Raw genomic sequence first — 17665 nt, forward strand, 5'->3', positions numbered from 1 at the left:
TCGATCAGTAGTGGTGCCCGCGGGGGGCTGCGCTAGAACACAAAGCTATGCCCTAACTCCACTTCCATCCAACCCAAGAACCGCCTGACCCTGGGGAAACTGGAGTGAGCCTTGGGGAACACCAAATGGTGGGCGGCGACCGCAGAGCTCAAGGCTTCGGGGGCGACTTCAACCAGCGAACCGTTGGCGAGGTATTTTTGCGCCAGCAGCGTGCTTTCAAGGGCGAAGCCCAAGCCGTGGCTAGCGGCTTCCAGGCTCATGTAGGACCGGTCAAAACTCAAGGCGTAGGGCTTTTCGGGGCGCGCCAGACCATGCTGGGCGAACCACTCAGGCCACTTGAGCAAGGTTGCTTCGGAAAGGATCAGCTCTTGCGCCAGAAGATCTGCTGCGTTTTTTACCGCGCAGCGCGCGATCAGCTTGGGCGAGGCCAGCACAGCGAAACTTTCGTTACGCACGGTGCGCACTTCATAGCTGGGCCAATTAGGCCGGCCGTGACGAATATCGACATCGATCTTGTCCTGACTGAAGTGCAGCGATTCATAAGAACAGGACAAATTGATCTGGATGTCCGGATTGCTCAAGCGAAACGACTCCAACCGCGGCATCAACCAGAGTAAGCCAAAGCTGGGGGAGGAATGCAGCCGCAGGCAATCCATGCTGACGTCACTCGCTGCCCGCTCGGTGGCGACCTCAAGGCTCTGCAACAGACCGGAAATGTCCTTCAAGTACTGCTCACCCACTGGCGTCAGGGTCACCCCACGCGCTGCCCGCACAAACAACTGTCGACCAATCATCACCTCTAGCTTGGCCAATTGGTGGCTGATCGCTGACGGCGTGAGGTCGAGCACTTCGGCGGCTCTTGCCAGGTTGCCAAAACGGGCAGTCTGCTCGAAGGCTTGAATGGCTCTCAGCGGTGGCAGATGGGATGAAGGGAGATCGTCCTGGCGCATCGGTATTCAGCCTATTGTTTTTGGGTCGCGAGCGGATCGTGCCATTCAAGCATTTGCGGTCCGCATTGACGAGTGCTGAATTTTATTCATGTAGCAGTGACGTTTGCGTTATTGCTCGGCCTGTCGACGGGGACCACTCTGAGCCATCGATCGTTGAATCGAACCATAAAAACAATCAGAGGTATCCCTCATGCTTCTTCAAGGCAAAGTCGCGATTATTACTGGCGCCGCATCCGCACGCGGCATCGGCCGCGCAACCGCGCTCACCTTCGCCCAACACGGCGCCCGCGTTGTAATCCTGGATCTCGACGAATCCGCCGCCCGTGACGCCGCAGCCACCCTCGGCGAAGGCCACCTGGGCCTGGCTGCCAACGTCGCCGATGAGACACAAGTCCAGGCTGCGGTCGCCAAGGTGGTGGAGCACTACGGCCGTATCGACATACTCGTCAACAATGCCGGCATCACCCAGCCCATCAAGACCCTGGATATTCGCCCGAGCGATTACGACAAGGTCCTGGATGTCAGCCTGCGCGGCACGCTGTTGATGTCCCAGGCAGTGATTCCGGTGATGCGCGCTCAGGCTTCGGGCAGCATCGTCTGTATGTCATCCGTATCGGCCCAGCGCGGCGGTGGTATTTTCGGCGGCCCGCACTACAGCGCCGCCAAGGCCGGCGTGCTCGGACTGGGCAAGGCCATGGCACGCGAATTTGGCGCGGACAACATTCGCGTCAACTCCATTACGCCAGGCCTGATCCATACCGACATCACCGGGGGCCTGATGCAGGATGAACGCCGCCACGCAATCATCGAAAGCATCCCGCTGGGTCGGCTTGGCGCAGCGCAGGATGTTGCCAATGCGGCACTGTTTCTCGCCAGCGACTTGTCCTCTTACCTCACCGGCATCACGTTGGATGTAAACGGCGGCATGTTGATCCACTGACCACAGGTGTCAGCCCCCGCAGTTCATTAAGTTCAGGATCGAGGATACGCCGGGCTTCAAGCGCGGCGTTCTATAAAAACAAGAGATCAGACCCTCATGATGACCACCATGACGCTCGACACTGTATCCACAGTGCGCGCAAGCGCGTATCACAAAACTGCCTGGCGACTGATGCCTTTCCTGATGTTGTGCTACCTGTGCGCCTATCTGGACCGGGTAAATGTCGGGTTTGCAAAGCTGCAGATGATGAACGACCTGTCCCTGAGCGAAACCGTCTACGGGCTCGGCGCGGGCGTGTTCTTTCTTGGCTATTTCCTCTGCGAAGTGCCGAGCAACCTCATTCTCCACAAGGTCGGTGCCCGTCGCTGGATCGCGCGCATCATGATTTCGTGGGGCATTATCTCCGCCCTCTTCGCCTTCGTGGAAACGGCTTGGCAGTTCTATGCGCTGCGCTTCCTGCTCGGCATCGCCGAAGCCGGTCTCGCACCGGGCCTGCTGCTCTACCTCACCTACTGGTTCCCCTCCTACCGCCGCGCCAAAATGACCGTGCTGTGGTTCATCGCCATCCCGCTCTCCGGCATGATCGGCGGGCCGCTCTCAGGCTATATCATGACCCAGTTCGCCGGCGTGCATGGCTGGGCGGGCTGGCAGTGGATGTTCGTGATCGAAGCCATTCCGACCGTCATCGTTGGCCTGATGGTGCTGGCCTACCTCAAGGACGGCGTGCACCAGGCGACCTGGCTCACCGATGAAGAAAAAGCGCTGGTCAGCAAAGAACTGGCCGAGGACAACAGCCGCAAAGTCACCCATGCATCGGTCGGCGCATTCCTGCGCGACCGCCGCCTGTGGATTCTCGCCTGCATCTACTTTTGCGTGGTCATGGGCCAATACGCGATCACCTTCTGGCTGCCGACACTTATCCGTAATGCCGGTGTTGCCGATCCGATGCTCATCGGCTTGCTCACCAGCCTCCCCTACCTGTGCGCCATCGTCGCGATGGTGCTGATGGGGCGCAGCGGCGACAAGCACCAGGAGCGCCGCTGGCATCTGGTGGCGCCGATGATTGCCGGTGCGCTGGGCCTCACGTTGGCGGCGGTGTTCGGAGCCAACCTGACGTTGTCGGTGTTGTGCCTCTGCCTTGCAGCAGCAGGGGTGCTGTCGGCGTCGTCACTGTTCTGGATGCTGCCGACCACCTTGCTCGGTGGTGTCTCCGCCGCTGCCGGGATCGCTGGAATCAACAGCTTTGCCAATCTGGCGGGTTTCTGCTCGCCCTACCTGATTGGTTGGATCACTACCACGACCGGTTCGAGCGCCATCGGCATGTACCTGATTACCGGTGTGCTGTGCATCGGTGCCTGTTTGGTGCTGCGTATTCCTGCCGCTTCGGTCAATCGTTGAGTTAACGGAGAATTTCCATGACTTCCACCTTATCGCGCGCGTCCTCCATCACACTGGTGCAGCGCGCCCATAACATTCGCCGCCATGCCTTGCGCATGGGCCAAGTCCAGGGCCAGGGCTATGTGGGCCAGGCGCTGGGCGCGGCAGACTTGCTGGCCGTGTCGTACTTCCACGCCTTGAACTACAAGCCCGAAGACCCTGAGTGGGAACAGCGTGATCGCTTCTACCTCTCCATCGGTCACTACGCGATTGCGCTGTATGCCGCGCTGATCGAGGCGCAAATCATTCCACTGGATGAGCTTGAAACCTACGGTTCGGATGACAGCCGCCTGCCCATGTCCGGCATGGCCGCCTATACCCCCGGCATGGAGATCACCGGCGGTTCGCTAGGCCAGGGACTGGGTATAGCAGTGGGTGCCTGCCTGGGTTTGAAGCGCAAACAGTCCACCTCATTCGTCTACAACCTGCTGTCGGACGGCGAGCTGAATGAGGGATCCACCTGGGAAGCGGTCATGTCCGCTTCGCACTGGAAACTCGACAACCTGATCGCCATCGTCGACGTGAATAACCAGCAAGCCGACGGACATTCCAGTGAAGTGCTGGCATTTGAACCCATCGTTGACCGATGGCAAGCCTTTGGCTGGTTCACCCAGCGGGTAGACGGCAATGACCTGGACGCCTTGGTCAAGGCGTTCGACGCTGCCCGCAGCCATCCTGGCGCACAACCGCGCGTCATCATCTGCGATACCAGGATGGGCAAAGGCGTGCCGTTCCTGGAAAACCGCGAAAAGACTCACTTCATCCGCGTCGACGAGCATGAATGGGATGTGGCCTTGAACAACCTGGAAGAAGGCAAAACAGTATGAGCAACGCAACCAACATGACGGCTCAGGCGCCTGTAGCGCCGAAGAAAAAGCTGACCACCTCGGCGATGATTGCCTCGATTGCCGCTGAAGGCCAGGCCACAAAACCAGCGCCATTCGGTCACGCACTGGCCGCACTCGCGGACCAGCGCCAGGACATCGTGGGTTTATCGGCTGACTTGTCCAAATACACCGACCTGCACATTTTTGCGAAGGCGCACCCAGAGCGCTTCTACCAGATGGGCATGGCTGAGCAGCTGTTGATGAGCGCGGCAGCCGGCATGGCTCGGGAGGGGTTCGTGCCCTTCGCCACCACTTACGCGGTGTTTGCGTCGCGCCGGGCCTATGACTTCATCTGCATGGCGATTGCTGAGGAAAACCTCAACGTTAAAATCGTCTGCGGTCTGCCGGGCCTGACCACCGGATACGGCCCCAGCCACCAGGCAACGGATGATCTGGCGATCTTCCGCGCCATGCCCAACCTGATGATCGTCGACCCTTGCGATGCCCTGGAAATCGAACAAGTCGTGCCCGCCATAGCCGCGCACCAAGGGCCAGTCTACATGCGGTTACTGCGCGGCAACGTACCGCTGGTGCTCGACGAATATGGCTATGAATTCGAGATCGGCAAAGCCAAGACCCTGCGCACGGGCAATGAGGTTTTAATCATTTCCACCGGTTTGATGACCATGCGCGCCCTGGAAGCCGCCAAGGAACTTCAGGCTGACGGCGTGGATGTCGCGGTGCTTCACGTTCCCACCATCAAACCTTTGGATGAGCAGACTATTCTGGCGGAAGCCAGAAAGCCGGGACGACTGGTAGTGACTGCCGAGAATCACTCCATCATCGGCGGATTGGGCGAAGCGGTGGCGACCGTGCTGTTGCGCAATGGCGTTACGCCGACGTTCCGGCAAATAGCGTTGCCGGACGCGTTTCTCGATGCTGGTGCGCTTCCGACGTTGCACGATCGCTATGGTATTTCCACCCAGGCTGTGTGCGCACAGATCAAGGGTTGGTTATAGGGTTTAAACCTGCAAGGGACTGAGTGAGTCCCTTGGTAGGAGGGCCTCCTCCGTTCACTGAAAATATTCCCTGAGAGTCTCTAAGCGTCTTCTGGCAGGCTGTTCATCTGATCATCCTGCCTTTCCTTAGCCCATATTGATGTGATAGCTCCGACCGGACTCTCTGCGAGTCGCTAGACCGATATGAGACTTTCAGCGCAACGGTGAACATGCAGCCGATGAGCGTCTGCTCCTCCGATCTTCAACGGCAACCGCCGACCGCATGACCACGGTGTAACCGAGCTACGTTCTGATCGATGCGGTCTTGGATCGTGCGCAAGGTGTCTCGAGTAATAACCTGTGGGTATAGATTCTCGGCAATGCTTGCAAACTGGCTCGCCACATCACAAATGCCGTCAATCATTCTGCCTGCGACGTCCGGGGGCACCTCGGCTTCCTCGGCAAGCCGAAGCATTTGCGTGCGGGAAATCGACAGGGCTTCCCCCATCACATCCATCTGGTGATATCCACTTGGCCCCTCGCAGAAGGTCACGTCGTAAGCCGGCGACAGTCTCCACTGACCGTCTTGCGACATGATGTAGGCAAAGTTCTTGGGATGATCGTCTCTGTTGTTGAACGCAACATTGAAGACGGCACGTTCGAAGGCCACCGCCATCTCTCGCACGTCGTTGGTACACATCTGTGTTGCCCGCAAAAAATTGACGTAGTCCAACACCCCCGGAGATTGGTAATTTGCCCCCGTAAAGGCCGCGAGGCTTTGCATGGGTACGCGCAGACCATCCCGGCGGTCAAATCGCTTACTGGCAAACGCTGCCAACCCGTCAGGCAGACTGAAATACTGCGTGTCAGGGGTTTCGATACCGCACATGCGCAGGCACTCGGCGTAGACCATTTCGATTGCGCAAACCTCGGCTTGTTCTTCTTTGGCCGGGAACTTGATCAACCAGGCTTCAAAACCCGGCGTGACGGCAGTGGTAAACCGGCCAGTTTCGGGATCGCGATAGACGAGGGCCTTAGGCCTTGCACCTTGAGGCGAGCCGCCCACCAACAGCAACGTCTGCAGGAACTCGCCACCGTCTCCATGGAGCACTTCCCGCACTTCGGCGGCAAGCTGCTCCAGCGGGATGTGGACATCAGATTCCTGCCCTTCGGGTGCCACGGGCTCAAACGTCATGGCCCCCATTGCATTGCTACCGATGTAGGCCAGCCGTTCCAGTGAGCCGATGCGCGCCGTGGTGAGCCCGCGGCGCCTGAACATACGGTCCATCAGCAACATGCCCCACCCATCCGGCAAGGAGTCGTAAACAGGCCCTGGCAGGTACAGTTGGTGGTCCGGAAAATCTCGGCGCAAGTGAGCCCCCTCCAACGGCAGCGTGTAGGAGGACAGTTCCAAGCCCCTTTGCCTGGCTTCATTGCTGTACTCGAACACGATCAGCGGGCGACCGGTCAGGGCAGTCGTGGAGACCAGCGTGCCCCATTGCCATCGCTCACCCCATCCCTCGTAGAAGACGTTGACCTGCTCAAGCATTGCCGGACTTCCTCTTTGTACGCAGACGATTGGCGCTGTTTTCGTAGCGCCGAATATCCTCGATGCTGTCCAGCTTTGGCAGGAACAGGCCTTCCAGTTCCTTGGTTCGGCCAAGAGCCATCGCCACCCGAACGACGTTCTCGAATCCGACATTGCGCCCGGCTTCAAGGTTGGACACTGTATTTGTGCCGATGCCGGCACGCCCGGCCAAGTCGGCTTGTGTCATATCCCGCGCCAAGCGCTCTGTGCGCAAGCGATCGCAGAGGCGCTTGACGACCTCGCTCGGCTTGCTGAAGCTTAAATCCAACATAACGTGTACCAAGCCCATTCTGTGCCAGTTAGTGCACAAAATTATAGAATTAACGCTCAGCCCCATCAAGCGACTTAATTCCCTAAAACTGTGTCTTATTGCTTAATTTCTGGTCTTAGGCACAATTTAATGGATTTATCTCATTGAAAGGTGTCAGTTACCCGGATCGTTATTCTTCTTGGGCCCCATCTTCTCCGTCAGCTTCTCGATCAGGTAGGCGTTGACTTTATCCTTGCTCTCAGCTGCTGCCTCAAGAGCTTTGGCGGTTGGCATCTTGTCAGGGCCCTCCGTGACCGTGAGTACAACGTCCTGAAATCGCTTAGTCTTCTCATCCTCGAACTGGGCGTAATTCCTGGAAAGCTGGAGAGCGCCGTACACCGCGCCACTCTTCAAGTGGTCCAATGTAATCGCAGGTTCGTGTTCAGCAAGATTGGTCTTGATAACCAGCTTACGTTCCAGGCCGTTAACCGTGCCCTTATGAAGCGGATAGGGATAAAAAAGATTGGTCGGTACGACTGTGTAAAGAATACTGTCGACTTTCTCAGTAGCGACAACATGCAATTCCAGCACCATTGATGGATCTTCAGTCAACTCGTCAAAGGGCCGGGGCGTGCCCGCATGGGCAACCAAGGGTAGTGGCGAAAAATAGTCAGTTATTCGCGAAGGGAACGCTTCGTTTTTAGTGGAAAACAGACTCAACAGCCTATCGGACTTTTCCTTGGCGACGCCAGGCTTGTAGTTTCCTGCGACCAAAAGGATACACAAGTCGCTCGCAGAGTTCTCCAACGTGATAGCTGGCGATTTCTCCAGAGATAACGCGACTTGATCAGCCTTATCGGTAGCGTATTTTCTTGCTCGATCCTGATAGTCGTTCTCGCTCTGCCCTTTCTTCTTTGGATGTGACGACAAGAATTCCTCATATGCATTCTGGAGCGCCTCTGACTTTGCCGAGTCATTTTTTCGAGACAGTGCTAGATTCCTGTCTGTCGGCCAATAGCTATCACCCCCAAGTACAATTAGGGATTTCCCGCTAAGACTAACGTCCCCCTTCAGATAATTGGCCTTGTCCGTCATGTACTGGGCGAAATATTCAGTAGCTTGCTTCAAGGCAAATGATGCAATAGCGAGTGCGATCACACCACCTTCAGGGTTCGTGCTCCGATAATCACATTGCGAGCCATTCTTCACGAAGACCCTGGTTTCAGCCCTGGCTTCCGAGGTTTTACTATTGACCGCGCCATAGTCAACCTTCCCCGTATTAAACACGTCGGTGGTGGTCGTACTTGAGCATCCCGCTAATATTGCCAGCGACATCATCATGGTCACTTCTTTCATTTCTTCGCTCCATCAGTGCTTATCAGCCTTGCATAGTTGACAGCAAGCTCTTGATTGTTATCGTCCTTCTGAAGTTCACACCCATTGAACGTACTTTTTGTTCCCGAGTGTATTCCGAGAAGCTTGACTTTGTCTGTCTTCACGTCATAGCTATACATAGGCGCACCCGAAAAGCCTATGACGCTATTGCACCCATGAATAATGCAGCCATTTGTGTATTGCTTTAAAACTTTACAATAGCCCGCGCCATAGGGGCTCCACACAACATGCCTGTTGTACCTTGCCCTTACCTCCTTGGCATCAGGCCTTTGGTAAGCGGTAGCGCCCTTCAATATATCTGCCAAGGGCTCTCCCATTGGCATTCCTAGTACAAGAATGCTCTCTGAGGCGCTGATTTGAGTATCTGCGGCTATCAGGAGCGGATAAACGGCGTCATCCGGTGTATCCATCTCAATGAGGACGATGTCGCACGCCGCTCCGCATCCGACAAATTTCTTCCCGCCAAGAGAAACCACCCTGTTGCCGATGATGACTCCGTTGGTATCGTTCTGGATCACTCCAGAAGCGGCAGTCACGTCATCGCTGATACAGTGACTGGCAGTAACCCACCAACCTTTTCGGTAGACTGATATGTCACAAACGTGACTCCTTGAGCCGTTGACAATTGAAGTGACATTACTGAGAGCGGCAAGATAAGTCATGGCCGGCAACGTTTCAGGGTAGAACCGCACGGTTTCTTGGTCCAGGCCAGCGAAACATTTCTTGGGATTACCATCATTAATACCCTGCTTGCAATCTACGGGGCCATTTTTAAATTCCGAACCCAGAAGCTGACCTCTGTAGGTGTGTTGGTATTTTTCATCCTCATAAGATGGGAACGTCATCATCTGATCTTCTTTTCGCTTGATGAAGCTTCCAAAGTTAGCGGACTGCAAGTTGGAGACAACCAGGTCGTCCGGCAGGATATAGTCTGCTCCCGGAGTGTAGTTATCCTGAAGAAACTTCCCTCTCAACGCCTCATAGGTCTCAGGTGGTGAGTTATTCTTATTATTTCTCAGCACCTCGACCTTGAACTCATTCTGCAGTTCGAGCAGCTTGTCAAAGTCTGGGCGCGCGCCAAAATAAGGCACATCCTTGCCCGGCTCGATATAGATAGGATTGGGTCGTTGCGCTGCCCCCTGATTCAGTATTACCTTCCACTGAGGTAGTTGTTCATTTTCATCTTCGGCGGCTAACAAGTCTCCGCCAACCATCAATATCAAAGCGGCAGCGACGGCTTTTTTCTCGTAATTGCGCATGAGTTCCTCAACATCCTATCGAGAGCTGGAGTTATCTCTGTAGCTCACGCCAAAGAAAACGTCCAGTTTTCTCAATTGTGAAACAGGGAAACTAAGACAACGCTGGCTTTATGGCGTCGGAAATATGTCAGACAACCGCGACATGTTCAGTTATTTAACAAAAACAATCCTAATTAAAATAAAACCTACTGACGCTCAGGAGACTCCAGAGTCGCCCAAGGTCAATTGACGTTTATAGCGATAGGTACAAAATCGACCAGCCACAGTCACACGCATGCGATGTTTTCTTGCGTTGTTGAAAATGAATCGTTCCGTGCCAACGTCGCGTAGGAAGTCGGACAGCTTCTGAAAGGACTGACCGCACGGTATTTTTGCCGGTTTGAATCGCCAGTGCCAATCCAGATAACGAAAACGCGCCTGCGCGCCAAGGGCCCGGTGACTTTGTCAATCAAGTATCAGGACACTCCTTCCTGCCACCACTCAAAGCTTCCCGCTGCCAGGCCTGGCGCATGAGCTCAATGACTTCTGCGTCCGACGTCTGGGCAAAATCCAAATACCAATAACCGATCGACATCATCCACTCGGGAATGAGTGGGCAAATCACTTCATTCACTTCGCTGCGCAAAGCCTCGACCGTTTCCAGCGGACCAACCGGCACCGCGACAACAATGCGCGCCGGGGACTGCACGCGCACCGCATGGACCGCGGCCATCATGGAGGAACCGGTTGCCAAGCCGTCGTCGACCAGGATCACGATCTGGTCCTTGAGCTGCAATGGCGGACGGTTTCCCCGATACACCTGTTCGCGCCGCGACAACTCCTGCGTTTCCCGCGCGACTACGGCCTCGAAACTGGCACGGTCGATCGGGTGTACCCGCAGTGCGTCGTCATTGAGGATTTGTATGCCGCCGCTGGCAATGGCGCCCATGGCAAACTCCGGATGCGAAGGGACGCCAAGCTTGCGCACCAGCATCAGGTCCAGGCGAACGTCCAGGGCCGTAGCGACTTCGTAAGCCACCGGGACACCACCACGAGGCAAGGCAAGGATGATGACGTCAGCTCTGTTGGTGTATTTGAGCAAGGGCTCGACCAATCGCCGACCGGCCTCGGTGCGGTTCGGCAACGTGGTTTGCAATGAGGGGCTCTGAATCATGGGGAACCTCCTGAGGCATTGATGTGATGGACGATCCTGGTCGCGCCAGATGGCTAGTACGCTGCGGCGGGTCGCCGTCGTTGCGTTACAACGGGCACCTCCGTTGCAGATTCACCATCCTCTGTCAGAGCAACCTTGGCGTTGATATATATCAAGTCCCTTCGTCAGCCAGACATCCGGCAACTCATGCACGCTGGAAAGGGCTGGTGGTGCACCATGGCGTCGCCCGGCGTTTGATCAGGTAGACAACGCCTGAAGCTTGCGATCCAGGTCAATGAAACCATCGGCCTGCCAATCCCAATCCTGGGCTTGGGCTGCATCGGGTGCGGGCGCTCCGCCATACTCCATGGGCCGGTCGATATAGGCCGTCATCAGGCCGCAATCCCTGGCTGCCGCAAGATCGCTGTGGTGGCAGGCCACCAGGCAGAGTTCAGCGGGTTTGATGGCCAATGCCCTGGCCGTGGACAGGTACGCCGCAGGATCCGGTTTGTAGGTTTGCGCGAACTCCGCTCCCAGTAGCGCGTCCCATTGCAAACCGTTGTAGCGGTTCATAGCGATCATCAAGGCCACATTGGCATTGGACAAAGTCACCACCGTAAAGCGCCGACGCAGCAGGGCCAGGCCCTCGGCTACGTCAGGCCAAGGGTCCAGGCGGCGCCAGGCATGGGCAAGCGTGTGCAATACCCCGGGGTCAACCTGGTCGACTTCCAGGCCGTAAGCCGTCAACAATTGGACCAGCGTCTCGTAGTGCAATGTGTCCAGGACAACAAAGCCTCCATGCCCCTTGATGCACTCGCGCAACGCTGGCGCATACAACCGGCGCCATTGCATGGCAAATTCCGCGGGGCTGACAGCGGGCAGGTAGGTCGACACGAATGGACTCGCCTCACGTGCGATGCCTGAATGCCAGTCAACCACCGTACCGAACACATCGAATGCCAACGCTCGTGCAAGCGCCATCGCAAGACTCCTCTGCTATTTAGGTCCAGCCTGGCACACCGGACGCCGAGGCTCTGGAACGCGGGAATCCAATGAGCTTAGCCTTATCCTTTTCATGCGTCATCGATACTGCGCCGCTCCTATAGCTTGTGACTACCCAGCACCAAATACCGCTGCGGCGCCGCCTTGCGCAGTCGCGCCGCGAGGAACACGCCAACCAGCAGCGCTGCGGGGATGAGACCTGAGTCAGGTGCGAGCCGACGACGTGTCGGACAGGCCCTAGATAAACGTCGTGGGATCCTGCTGGGCCTGGAGCGTGGAGACGATCTGGTCAGCCACGACACCGATCACCATCGACCAGACCGATAACGCATAGAAACCCGGACCTACGCGTGCTGTCGCTGGCCAATGAGTTCATCTAGCTGTGCGGCGAATTCGGCGCCTTTGTCGACGGCTGGTTCGTCCAACAGGACATCGACTGGAGCGACGCCGACCGCACTGTGCTGACCCGATACCTGCGCGAGCGTGACATCCACGTGGTGGTCCACAAGTGGTTGTTCATGCATTCACGTCCACGACAGTGCGCCCGCGCACCTTGCCTTCCAGTACCCGAGCGGCAACGGCCGGCACCTCTGCCAAGCCAACCATCTGGGTGGTGCGGGTCAGCTTGCTCAAATCAAGGTCCTGGGCGAGTCGCGACCATGCCTGCAGGCGCACCGCTTGCGGAGCGTTGACCGAATCGATACCGGCCAGGGTCACGTTGCGCAGGATGAAGGGCAGCACCGAGCCAGGCAGATCCGCGCCCTGAGCCAGGCCGAAGGCAGCGACAACACCGCGATATTGGGTCTGTGCCAAAGCATTGGCCAGGGTGTGACTGCCCACCGAATCAATGACGCCAGCCCAGCGTTCCTTGGCGATCGGTGCGCCCGGCTGCGACAAGGTGTTGCGGTCGATAACCTGCGTCGCACCAAGGTCGCGCAGGTAGTCACCCTCCTCTAGTCGTCCGGTCGAGGCGATCACTCGATAACCCAGGCCCGACAGCAGTGCGATAGCCACCGAGCCGGCGCCACCGCTGGCGCCGGTGACCAGGATATCGCCTCGATCAGGGGTCAGCCCGCCATGCTCCAATGCCAGGACGCTGAGCATCGCCGTATAGCCCGCGGTGCCGATGGCCATGGCCGCCTGGGTCGAGAATACTTCCGGAATCTTTACCAGCCAGTCACCGCTCACCCGCGCCTTCTGCGCAAAGCCCCCGTGGTGGGTCTGGCTCAGCCCCCAGCCGTTGACCAGCACACGGTCGCCGGCCTCGAACCCCGGGTGGCTGGACGTCTCGACGATGCCGGCGAAGTCGATGCCCGGAATCAGCGGAAACTGGCGAATGACGGGGGAGCGTCCGCTGAGGGCCATGGCGTCCTTGTAGTTCACGGTCGAGAACTCGATCGCGACAGTGACGTCACCGGGCATCAGGTCCTCGTCCTTGAAGTCAACCAGCTGGGTCGAGATCGCTTCACCGGTTTTGGTCGTGAGCAGCGCTTTGAAGGTCATGGTTTTTGTCCTGTTCGTTCAAACGGATCGTCATCGCTGCCCTGCAGATGCAACAGACACGGCAACGGGTATGGCCAGGCCGAGTCAGTGTGCCTGAGAAGGCCACTTGGTTTCGAGCGGCAGCGCCCTGCGGATGCCCATGTCCAGCAAGCGCGCCGGAGCAAAGCTGCGCATGAACTGCAACTGGCCGGCCGCTTTGCCAGCGGTATAGCGCAACTTCGGATGCTCGGCACGCGCGACCTGGAGTACCACTTCAGCCACCACGTCGGGGCCGTCGGCGGTCGCCATGGCCTGGTTCACCACGTTCGTCACTTTTATCCGAATGTCTTCGCAACTGAGGTCCTGGATCATCGACTGGCAGCCTTATGATGATGATCATAATCGTAACGGTCAATGTTTTTGATGCTGATCAACATCAATAATGCCGACGGCAACGCCGCTCCAGCACTTGAATGAGTCAGTGCGCATGAAATCAAGGAATCAATAAGGCAGTCGACGAACGCGTGGCGAGGACGTCTGTTCGCACTTGAACGGAAACGGTTCCGGGCCCTGAATTCTTTCCCTCAGGGCCCGAAACCGTTATATCAAGCGATCAGGTCATTAGCAGCGAGGGTATTGACACCCACCAGCTGGATTTCAAAATCCGCGCCCAGGTCGCCGTTGACGTTGCCGTACAGCACCTGATCGACGAAGCGCAGTTGTCCTGCAGCCGTGAAGTCATTCGAATCGATGAAGCTGAACGAGTCGGCAAACGCAGTCAGGAGATTTGCGTCCAGCTTCGACAGGTCCAACTTGTCGCCCTGCAGGCTGCTGAAGTCGGAAATGGAGTCACGGTTAAAACCTGTGCCCAGCTCACCCAGCGTATTGAAAACAAAACGGTCGCTTCCGGTTCCGCCGGTGAGATTGTCACTGCCCAGGCCGCCGATCAGTGTGTCATTGCCTGCCCCGCCATCCAACACGTTACGCCCGGCGTTGCCGATCAGCACGTTGCCCAGGTCGTTACCGATCCCCATGAAGGCAGTGCCCGTCAGCGTGAGATTCTCAAGATTAGCCCCCAGGATCCAGCCAACCGAGGAACGCACGGTATCGATTTCACTGCCCAGGACGGTGGTTTCGCTGATGACATCACTGAGGTTGTCAACCACGTAGGTGTCGTTGCCGGTACCGCCAATGAGGGTATCGATACCGCTGCCACCGTCCAGTGTGTCGTTGCCTGCCCCACCACCCAGTACGTTGTTGCCAGTGTTGCCGATCAGCACGTTGTTCAGGGCGTTGCCGTTGCCATTGAGGTTGGCGCTGCCGGTCAGCGTAAGGTTCTCCAGATTGGCTCCCAGGGTCCAATTCAGGGACGAGCGCACGGTATCGATTTCGCCAGCCAGGGTACTGGTTTCGCTGACGATATCCTTGAGGTTGTCGACCACGTAGGTGTCGTTGCCAATACCACCAATCAAGGTATCGGCACCCACGCCACCATCAAGGACATCGTTACCCGCCCCACCCTGGAGGTTATTCACGGAGGCGTTGCCCAGCAGGCTGTTATTCAGCTCGTTGCCAACCACCGTGAACGCCCCGATGCCGTTCAGGACAACGTTTTCGACGTTGCGCAGATTGCTCAGGTTCAGGTTGACGACGTTGCTCGACGAACTGGCGGCGTAAGTGACGATCAGGCCATCACTGCCCTGATTGACACTCTCTTGTACCAGGACCAATTCATCGGCCCGATCGAGCACATAGGTGTCATTCCCCGCGCCACCGATCAGGGTGTCCCGCCCGGCTCCACCATTGAGTACGTTGTTGCCGGCGTTGCCGGTCAGCACATTGTTCAGCGCGTTGCCGGTGCCATTGAGATGAGCGGAACCGGTCAGGGTGAGGTTTTCCAGGTTGGCACCCAGGGCCCAGTTCACCGAGGAACGCACGGTGTCGATTTCGCTGGCCAGGACGGTGGTTTCGCTGACGATATCCTTGAGGTTGTCGACCACGTAAGTGTCGTTGCCGGTGCCGCCAACCAGGGTATCGATGCCGCCGGCCCCATCCAGTGTGTCGCTGCCAGCACCACCACTCAGCACATTGTTGCCGGCGTTGCCGATCAGCACGTTGCCCAGGGCGTTGCCAGTACCGTTGAGCAGGGCGGACCCAGTCAGGATGAGGGTTTCCAGATTCGCGCCCAAGGTCCAGGTCACCGAGGAGCGCACAGTATCGATTTCGCCGGCCAGGGTGCTGGTTTCGCTGACGACATCCTTGAGGTTGTCGACCACGTAGGTGTCGTTGCCGGTACTGCCAACAAGGGTATCGATACCGCTGCTGCCGTCCAATGTGTCGTTGCCTGCTCCACCACTCAGTACGTTGTTGCCGGCGTTGCCGATCAGTACGTTGTTCAGGGCATTGCCGTTGCCATTGAGGTGGGCGCTGCCGATCAGCGTGAGGTTCTCCAGATTGGCTCCCAGGGTCCAATTCAGGGACGAGCGCACGGTATCGATTTCGCCAGCCAGGGTACTGGTTTCGCTGACGATATCCTTGAGGTTGTCGACCACGTAGGTGTCGTTGCCAATACCACCAATCAAGGTATCGGCACCCACACCACCATCAAGGGCGTCGTTGCCCGCCCCACCCTGGAGGTTGTTCACGGAGGCGTTGCCCAGCAGGCTGTTATTCAGCTCGTTGCCAACCACCGTGAACGCCCCGGTGCCGCTCAGGACCGCGTTTTCGACGTTGCGCAGATTGCTCAGGTTCAGGTTGACGACGCTGCTCGACGAACTGGCGGCGTAGGTCACGATCAGGCCATCACTGCCCTGATTGACACTCTCTTGTACCAGGACCAATTCATCAGCCCGATCGAGCACATAGGTGTCATTCCCCGCGCCACCGATCAAGGTGTCCCGCCCGGCGCCACCATTCAGCACGTTGTTGCCGGCGTTGCCGGTCAGCACATTGTTCAGGGCATTGCCAGTGCCATTGAGATGAGCGGAACCGGTCAGGGTGAGGTTTTCCAGGTTGGCGCCCAGGGCCCAGTTCACCGAGGAACGCACGGTGTCGATTTCGCTGGCAAGGGTACTGGTTTCGGTGACGACATCCTGGAGGTTGTCGACCACGTAAGTGTCGTTACCGGCACCGCCAGCCAAGGTATCGATACCGCCGCCGCCATCCAGGGTATTGGCGCCGGCGTTGCCATTGATGCGGTTGTTCAACGTGTTGCCCGTGCCATTGAGATTGGCAGTTGAGCTCAGCGTCAGGATCTCGATGTTGGCACCCAGGGTGTAATTGACGGACGAGGTGACAGTGTCAATTTCGCTGGCCAAGGTGCTGCTTTCCTGCACCTTGTCACCGATATTATCGACAATGTAAGTGTCGTTGCCCGCTCCACCGATCATCGTATCCTTGCCGGCACGACCGTTCAGAAAGTTGGCCAATGCATTGCCGATCAATGTGTCGTCATTGGCCGAGCCGACCGCGTTTTCAATTTTGGCCCCGTAGGCGATCGCCAATCCTTCATTGAAGGCCGTCTGGGTGTCGAGTTTCAGAAAGGTTTGGCCGATCTTGCTGAACTGGCCTTCATTCAGGTTGATGCGCACCGCTGCCAGCTGATTGCTGGCGTCGATCGTGTCATTGCCGCCCGCGTCCCAGATCGTCTCGAAAACCGATTGGCCGACGGCCCAACTGTAGGTGTTGTTACCTGTCTGCCACTGGGTGTTTGCGCCATAGAGACTCTGGATGGCAGCAATATCCAACAACATGGGCGTGGTTGGCTCATAGGAATAAGCGGTGTTGTAACTCATGATCGTGTAACGGACGTCGTCGAACGGTGCAGATAGCACCGTGGAGTTCGACGAGCTCGGGGAAAACGGATGTTTCAGGCCCAGGGCGTGACCGATCTCATGCATGAACACCAAGTAATCGTAGGTGCCCTTGGCAGGCGCTGGGTCGTTCGTGACAGGCCCCAACCAGACATCACCGGCGCTGGGGGTATTACCAGGAAAGTAGCCCCAGGCAGCGGTGTCGTCATCCATGTACAGGTAACCGCCAAATCGCAAGTCACCGACGTTGCTGGCCGTCTCGCTCACCTGTTGGAATTTGATGTTGGCAACCGAACTCCATGTGCCTAGCGCACTGACGATGCCATTCTTCTGTGCCGACGAGAGGACGTAACCGGCTTCATATTCATTTTCGCTGCTGTAGTTGCTGGCGAAATACGAACCCATGGTCATGAAGCTGTACGTCAAGGACGTGGTGAACACTCCCGTGCTCGTATTTCCAGCCCAATAAGTGCCGTAAAGCAAACTGTTGACCTGTGTGTTGCCGGTCAGTTTTGCGTACGAAATGGATGAGTAACCTAATGGACTGGGCATCTGTGCTTCCTGTGGGCTAGCTGCGGACCTTCCTGGGATGC

Annotated in this window: 14 protein-coding genes; 4 read left to right on the forward strand and 10 right to left on the reverse strand. The window is 57.4% G+C overall.

Annotated elements, in window-relative coordinates; translation table 11 throughout:
- Positions 1–32 precede the first annotated feature (32 nt).
- A complete protein-coding gene (locus BLO97_RS27585; RefSeq protein ID WP_092142995.1) occupies positions 33–950 on the reverse strand; it encodes a LysR substrate-binding domain-containing protein in 918 nt (305 codons plus the stop codon).
- 190 nt (positions 951–1140) lie between these two features.
- Between BLO97_RS27585 and BLO97_RS27590 the strand changes: the two genes are divergently transcribed.
- The 4 genes from BLO97_RS27590 (at position 1141) to BLO97_RS27605 (ending at position 5173) form a co-directional block, all read left to right on the forward strand.
- Positions 1141–1890: an SDR family NAD(P)-dependent oxidoreductase gene (locus BLO97_RS27590; RefSeq protein ID WP_072346036.1), complete on the forward strand. Its 750-nt coding sequence runs from the start codon at positions 1141–1143 to the stop codon at positions 1888–1890.
- Between the two features lie 96 nt (positions 1891–1986).
- Entirely contained in the window at positions 1987–3288 is a 1302-nt protein-coding gene (locus tag BLO97_RS27595; protein WP_092142989.1) for an MFS transporter, read from the forward strand.
- A 17-nt stretch (positions 3289–3305) separates the two neighbouring features.
- Positions 3306–4154, forward strand: a complete 849-nt coding sequence (locus tag BLO97_RS27600) for a transketolase (RefSeq protein ID WP_092349156.1) — start codon at positions 3306–3308, stop codon at positions 4152–4154.
- Positions 4151–5173: a transketolase family protein gene (locus BLO97_RS27605; RefSeq protein ID WP_092349159.1), complete on the forward strand. Its 1023-nt coding sequence runs from the start codon at positions 4151–4153 to the stop codon at positions 5171–5173. Before BLO97_RS27600 ends, BLO97_RS27605 begins: the two co-directional genes overlap by 4 nt.
- A 241-nt stretch (positions 5174–5414) precedes the next feature.
- On the opposite strand, the gene BLO97_RS27610 is transcribed toward BLO97_RS27605, so the two are convergent.
- The 9 genes from BLO97_RS27610 to BLO97_RS27655 form a co-directional block, all read right to left on the reverse strand.
- Positions 5415–6701: a type II toxin-antitoxin system HipA family toxin gene (locus tag BLO97_RS27610; RefSeq protein WP_092349162.1), complete on the reverse strand. Its 1287-nt coding sequence runs from the start codon at positions 6699–6701 to the stop codon at positions 5415–5417.
- Positions 6694–7011 carry a helix-turn-helix domain-containing protein gene (locus BLO97_RS27615; protein WP_072346046.1) on the reverse strand — a complete coding sequence of 106 codons (318 nt, stop codon included), beginning with the start codon at positions 7009–7011 and terminating at the stop codon, positions 6694–6696. The genes BLO97_RS27610 and BLO97_RS27615 overlap by 8 nt, the downstream gene beginning before the upstream one ends.
- 153 nt (positions 7012–7164) lie before the next feature.
- The gene (locus BLO97_RS27620) at positions 7165–8346 is read right to left on the reverse strand and encodes a hypothetical protein (RefSeq protein WP_092349165.1); all 1182 of its coding nucleotides are present in this window, start codon (positions 8344–8346) and stop codon (positions 7165–7167) included.
- Complete coding sequence (locus BLO97_RS27625; RefSeq protein WP_092349168.1) at positions 8343–9644, reverse strand: trypsin-like serine protease; 1302 nt, start codon at positions 9642–9644, stop codon at positions 8343–8345. Before BLO97_RS27625 ends, BLO97_RS27620 begins: the two co-directional genes overlap by 4 nt.
- A 448-nt stretch (positions 9645–10092) precedes the next feature.
- The gene (locus BLO97_RS27630) at positions 10093–10797 is read right to left on the reverse strand and encodes a phosphoribosyltransferase (protein WP_092349171.1); all 705 of its coding nucleotides are present in this window, start codon (positions 10795–10797) and stop codon (positions 10093–10095) included.
- Positions 10798–11034: 237 nt separating this feature from the next.
- The gene (locus BLO97_RS27635; RefSeq protein ID WP_092349174.1) at positions 11035–11757 is read right to left on the reverse strand and encodes a haloacid dehalogenase type II; all 723 of its coding nucleotides are present in this window, start codon (positions 11755–11757) and stop codon (positions 11035–11037) included.
- 537 nt (positions 11758–12294) lie between these two features.
- On the reverse strand, positions 12295–13281 hold the full coding sequence (locus tag BLO97_RS27645; RefSeq protein WP_092142968.1) for an acrylyl-CoA reductase (NADPH): 987 nt from the start codon (positions 13279–13281) through the stop codon (positions 12295–12297).
- An 84-nt stretch (positions 13282–13365) separates the two neighbouring features.
- Complete coding sequence (locus BLO97_RS27650; RefSeq protein ID WP_256572404.1) at positions 13366–13632, reverse strand: Rossmann-fold NAD(P)-binding domain-containing protein; 267 nt, start codon at positions 13630–13632, stop codon at positions 13366–13368.
- Between the two features lie 233 nt (positions 13633–13865).
- On the reverse strand, positions 13866–17624 hold the full coding sequence (locus BLO97_RS27655) for a M10 family metallopeptidase (RefSeq protein ID WP_092349177.1): 3759 nt from the start codon (positions 17622–17624) through the stop codon (positions 13866–13868).
- Between the last annotated feature and the right edge of the window lie 41 nt (positions 17625–17665).

The sequence above is a fragment of the Pseudomonas sp. NFACC05-1 genome (assembly GCF_900100135.1).
In the GTDB taxonomy this organism is placed as follows: Bacteria; Pseudomonadota; Gammaproteobacteria; order Pseudomonadales; family Pseudomonadaceae; genus Aquipseudomonas; species Aquipseudomonas fluorescens_Q.

What these genes read in the sequence shown, in the direction of transcription:
- BLO97_RS27625 (WP_092349168.1), bottom strand. Translation starts at nt 9,644, where the DNA reads ATGCGCAATTACGAGAAAAAAGCCGTCGCTGCCGCTTTGATATTGATG.
- BLO97_RS27645 (WP_092142968.1), bottom strand. Translation starts at nt 13,281, where the DNA reads ATGACCTTCAAAGCGCTGCTCACGACCAAAACCGGTGAAGCGATCTCG.
- BLO97_RS27650 (WP_256572404.1), bottom strand. Translation starts at nt 13,632, where the DNA reads ATGATCCAGGACCTCAGTTGCGAAGACATTCGGATAAAAGTGACGAAC.
- BLO97_RS27605 (WP_092349159.1), top strand. Translation starts at nt 4,151, where the DNA reads ATGAGCAACGCAACCAACATGACGGCTCAGGCGCCTGTAGCGCCGAAG.
- BLO97_RS27595 (WP_092142989.1), top strand. Translation starts at nt 1,987, where the DNA reads ATGATGACCACCATGACGCTCGACACTGTATCCACAGTGCGCGCAAGC.
- BLO97_RS27630 (WP_092349171.1), bottom strand. Translation starts at nt 10,797, where the DNA reads ATGATTCAGAGCCCCTCATTGCAAACCACGTTGCCGAACCGCACCGAG.
- BLO97_RS27655 (WP_092349177.1), bottom strand. Translation starts at nt 17,624, where the DNA reads ATGCCCAGTCCATTAGGTTACTCATCCATTTCGTACGCAAAACTGACC.
- BLO97_RS27610 (WP_092349162.1), bottom strand. Translation starts at nt 6,701, where the DNA reads ATGCTTGAGCAGGTCAACGTCTTCTACGAGGGATGGGGTGAGCGATGG.
- BLO97_RS27635 (WP_092349174.1), bottom strand. Translation starts at nt 11,757, where the DNA reads ATGGCGCTTGCACGAGCGTTGGCATTCGATGTGTTCGGTACGGTGGTT.
- BLO97_RS27585 (WP_092142995.1), bottom strand. Translation starts at nt 950, where the DNA reads ATGCGCCAGGACGATCTCCCTTCATCCCATCTGCCACCGCTGAGAGCC.
- BLO97_RS27600 (WP_092349156.1), top strand. Translation starts at nt 3,306, where the DNA reads ATGACTTCCACCTTATCGCGCGCGTCCTCCATCACACTGGTGCAGCGC.
- BLO97_RS27615 (WP_072346046.1), bottom strand. Translation starts at nt 7,011, where the DNA reads ATGTTGGATTTAAGCTTCAGCAAGCCGAGCGAGGTCGTCAAGCGCCTC.
- BLO97_RS27620 (WP_092349165.1), bottom strand. Translation starts at nt 8,346, where the DNA reads ATGAAAGAAGTGACCATGATGATGTCGCTGGCAATATTAGCGGGATGC.
- BLO97_RS27590 (WP_072346036.1), top strand. Translation starts at nt 1,141, where the DNA reads ATGCTTCTTCAAGGCAAAGTCGCGATTATTACTGGCGCCGCATCCGCA.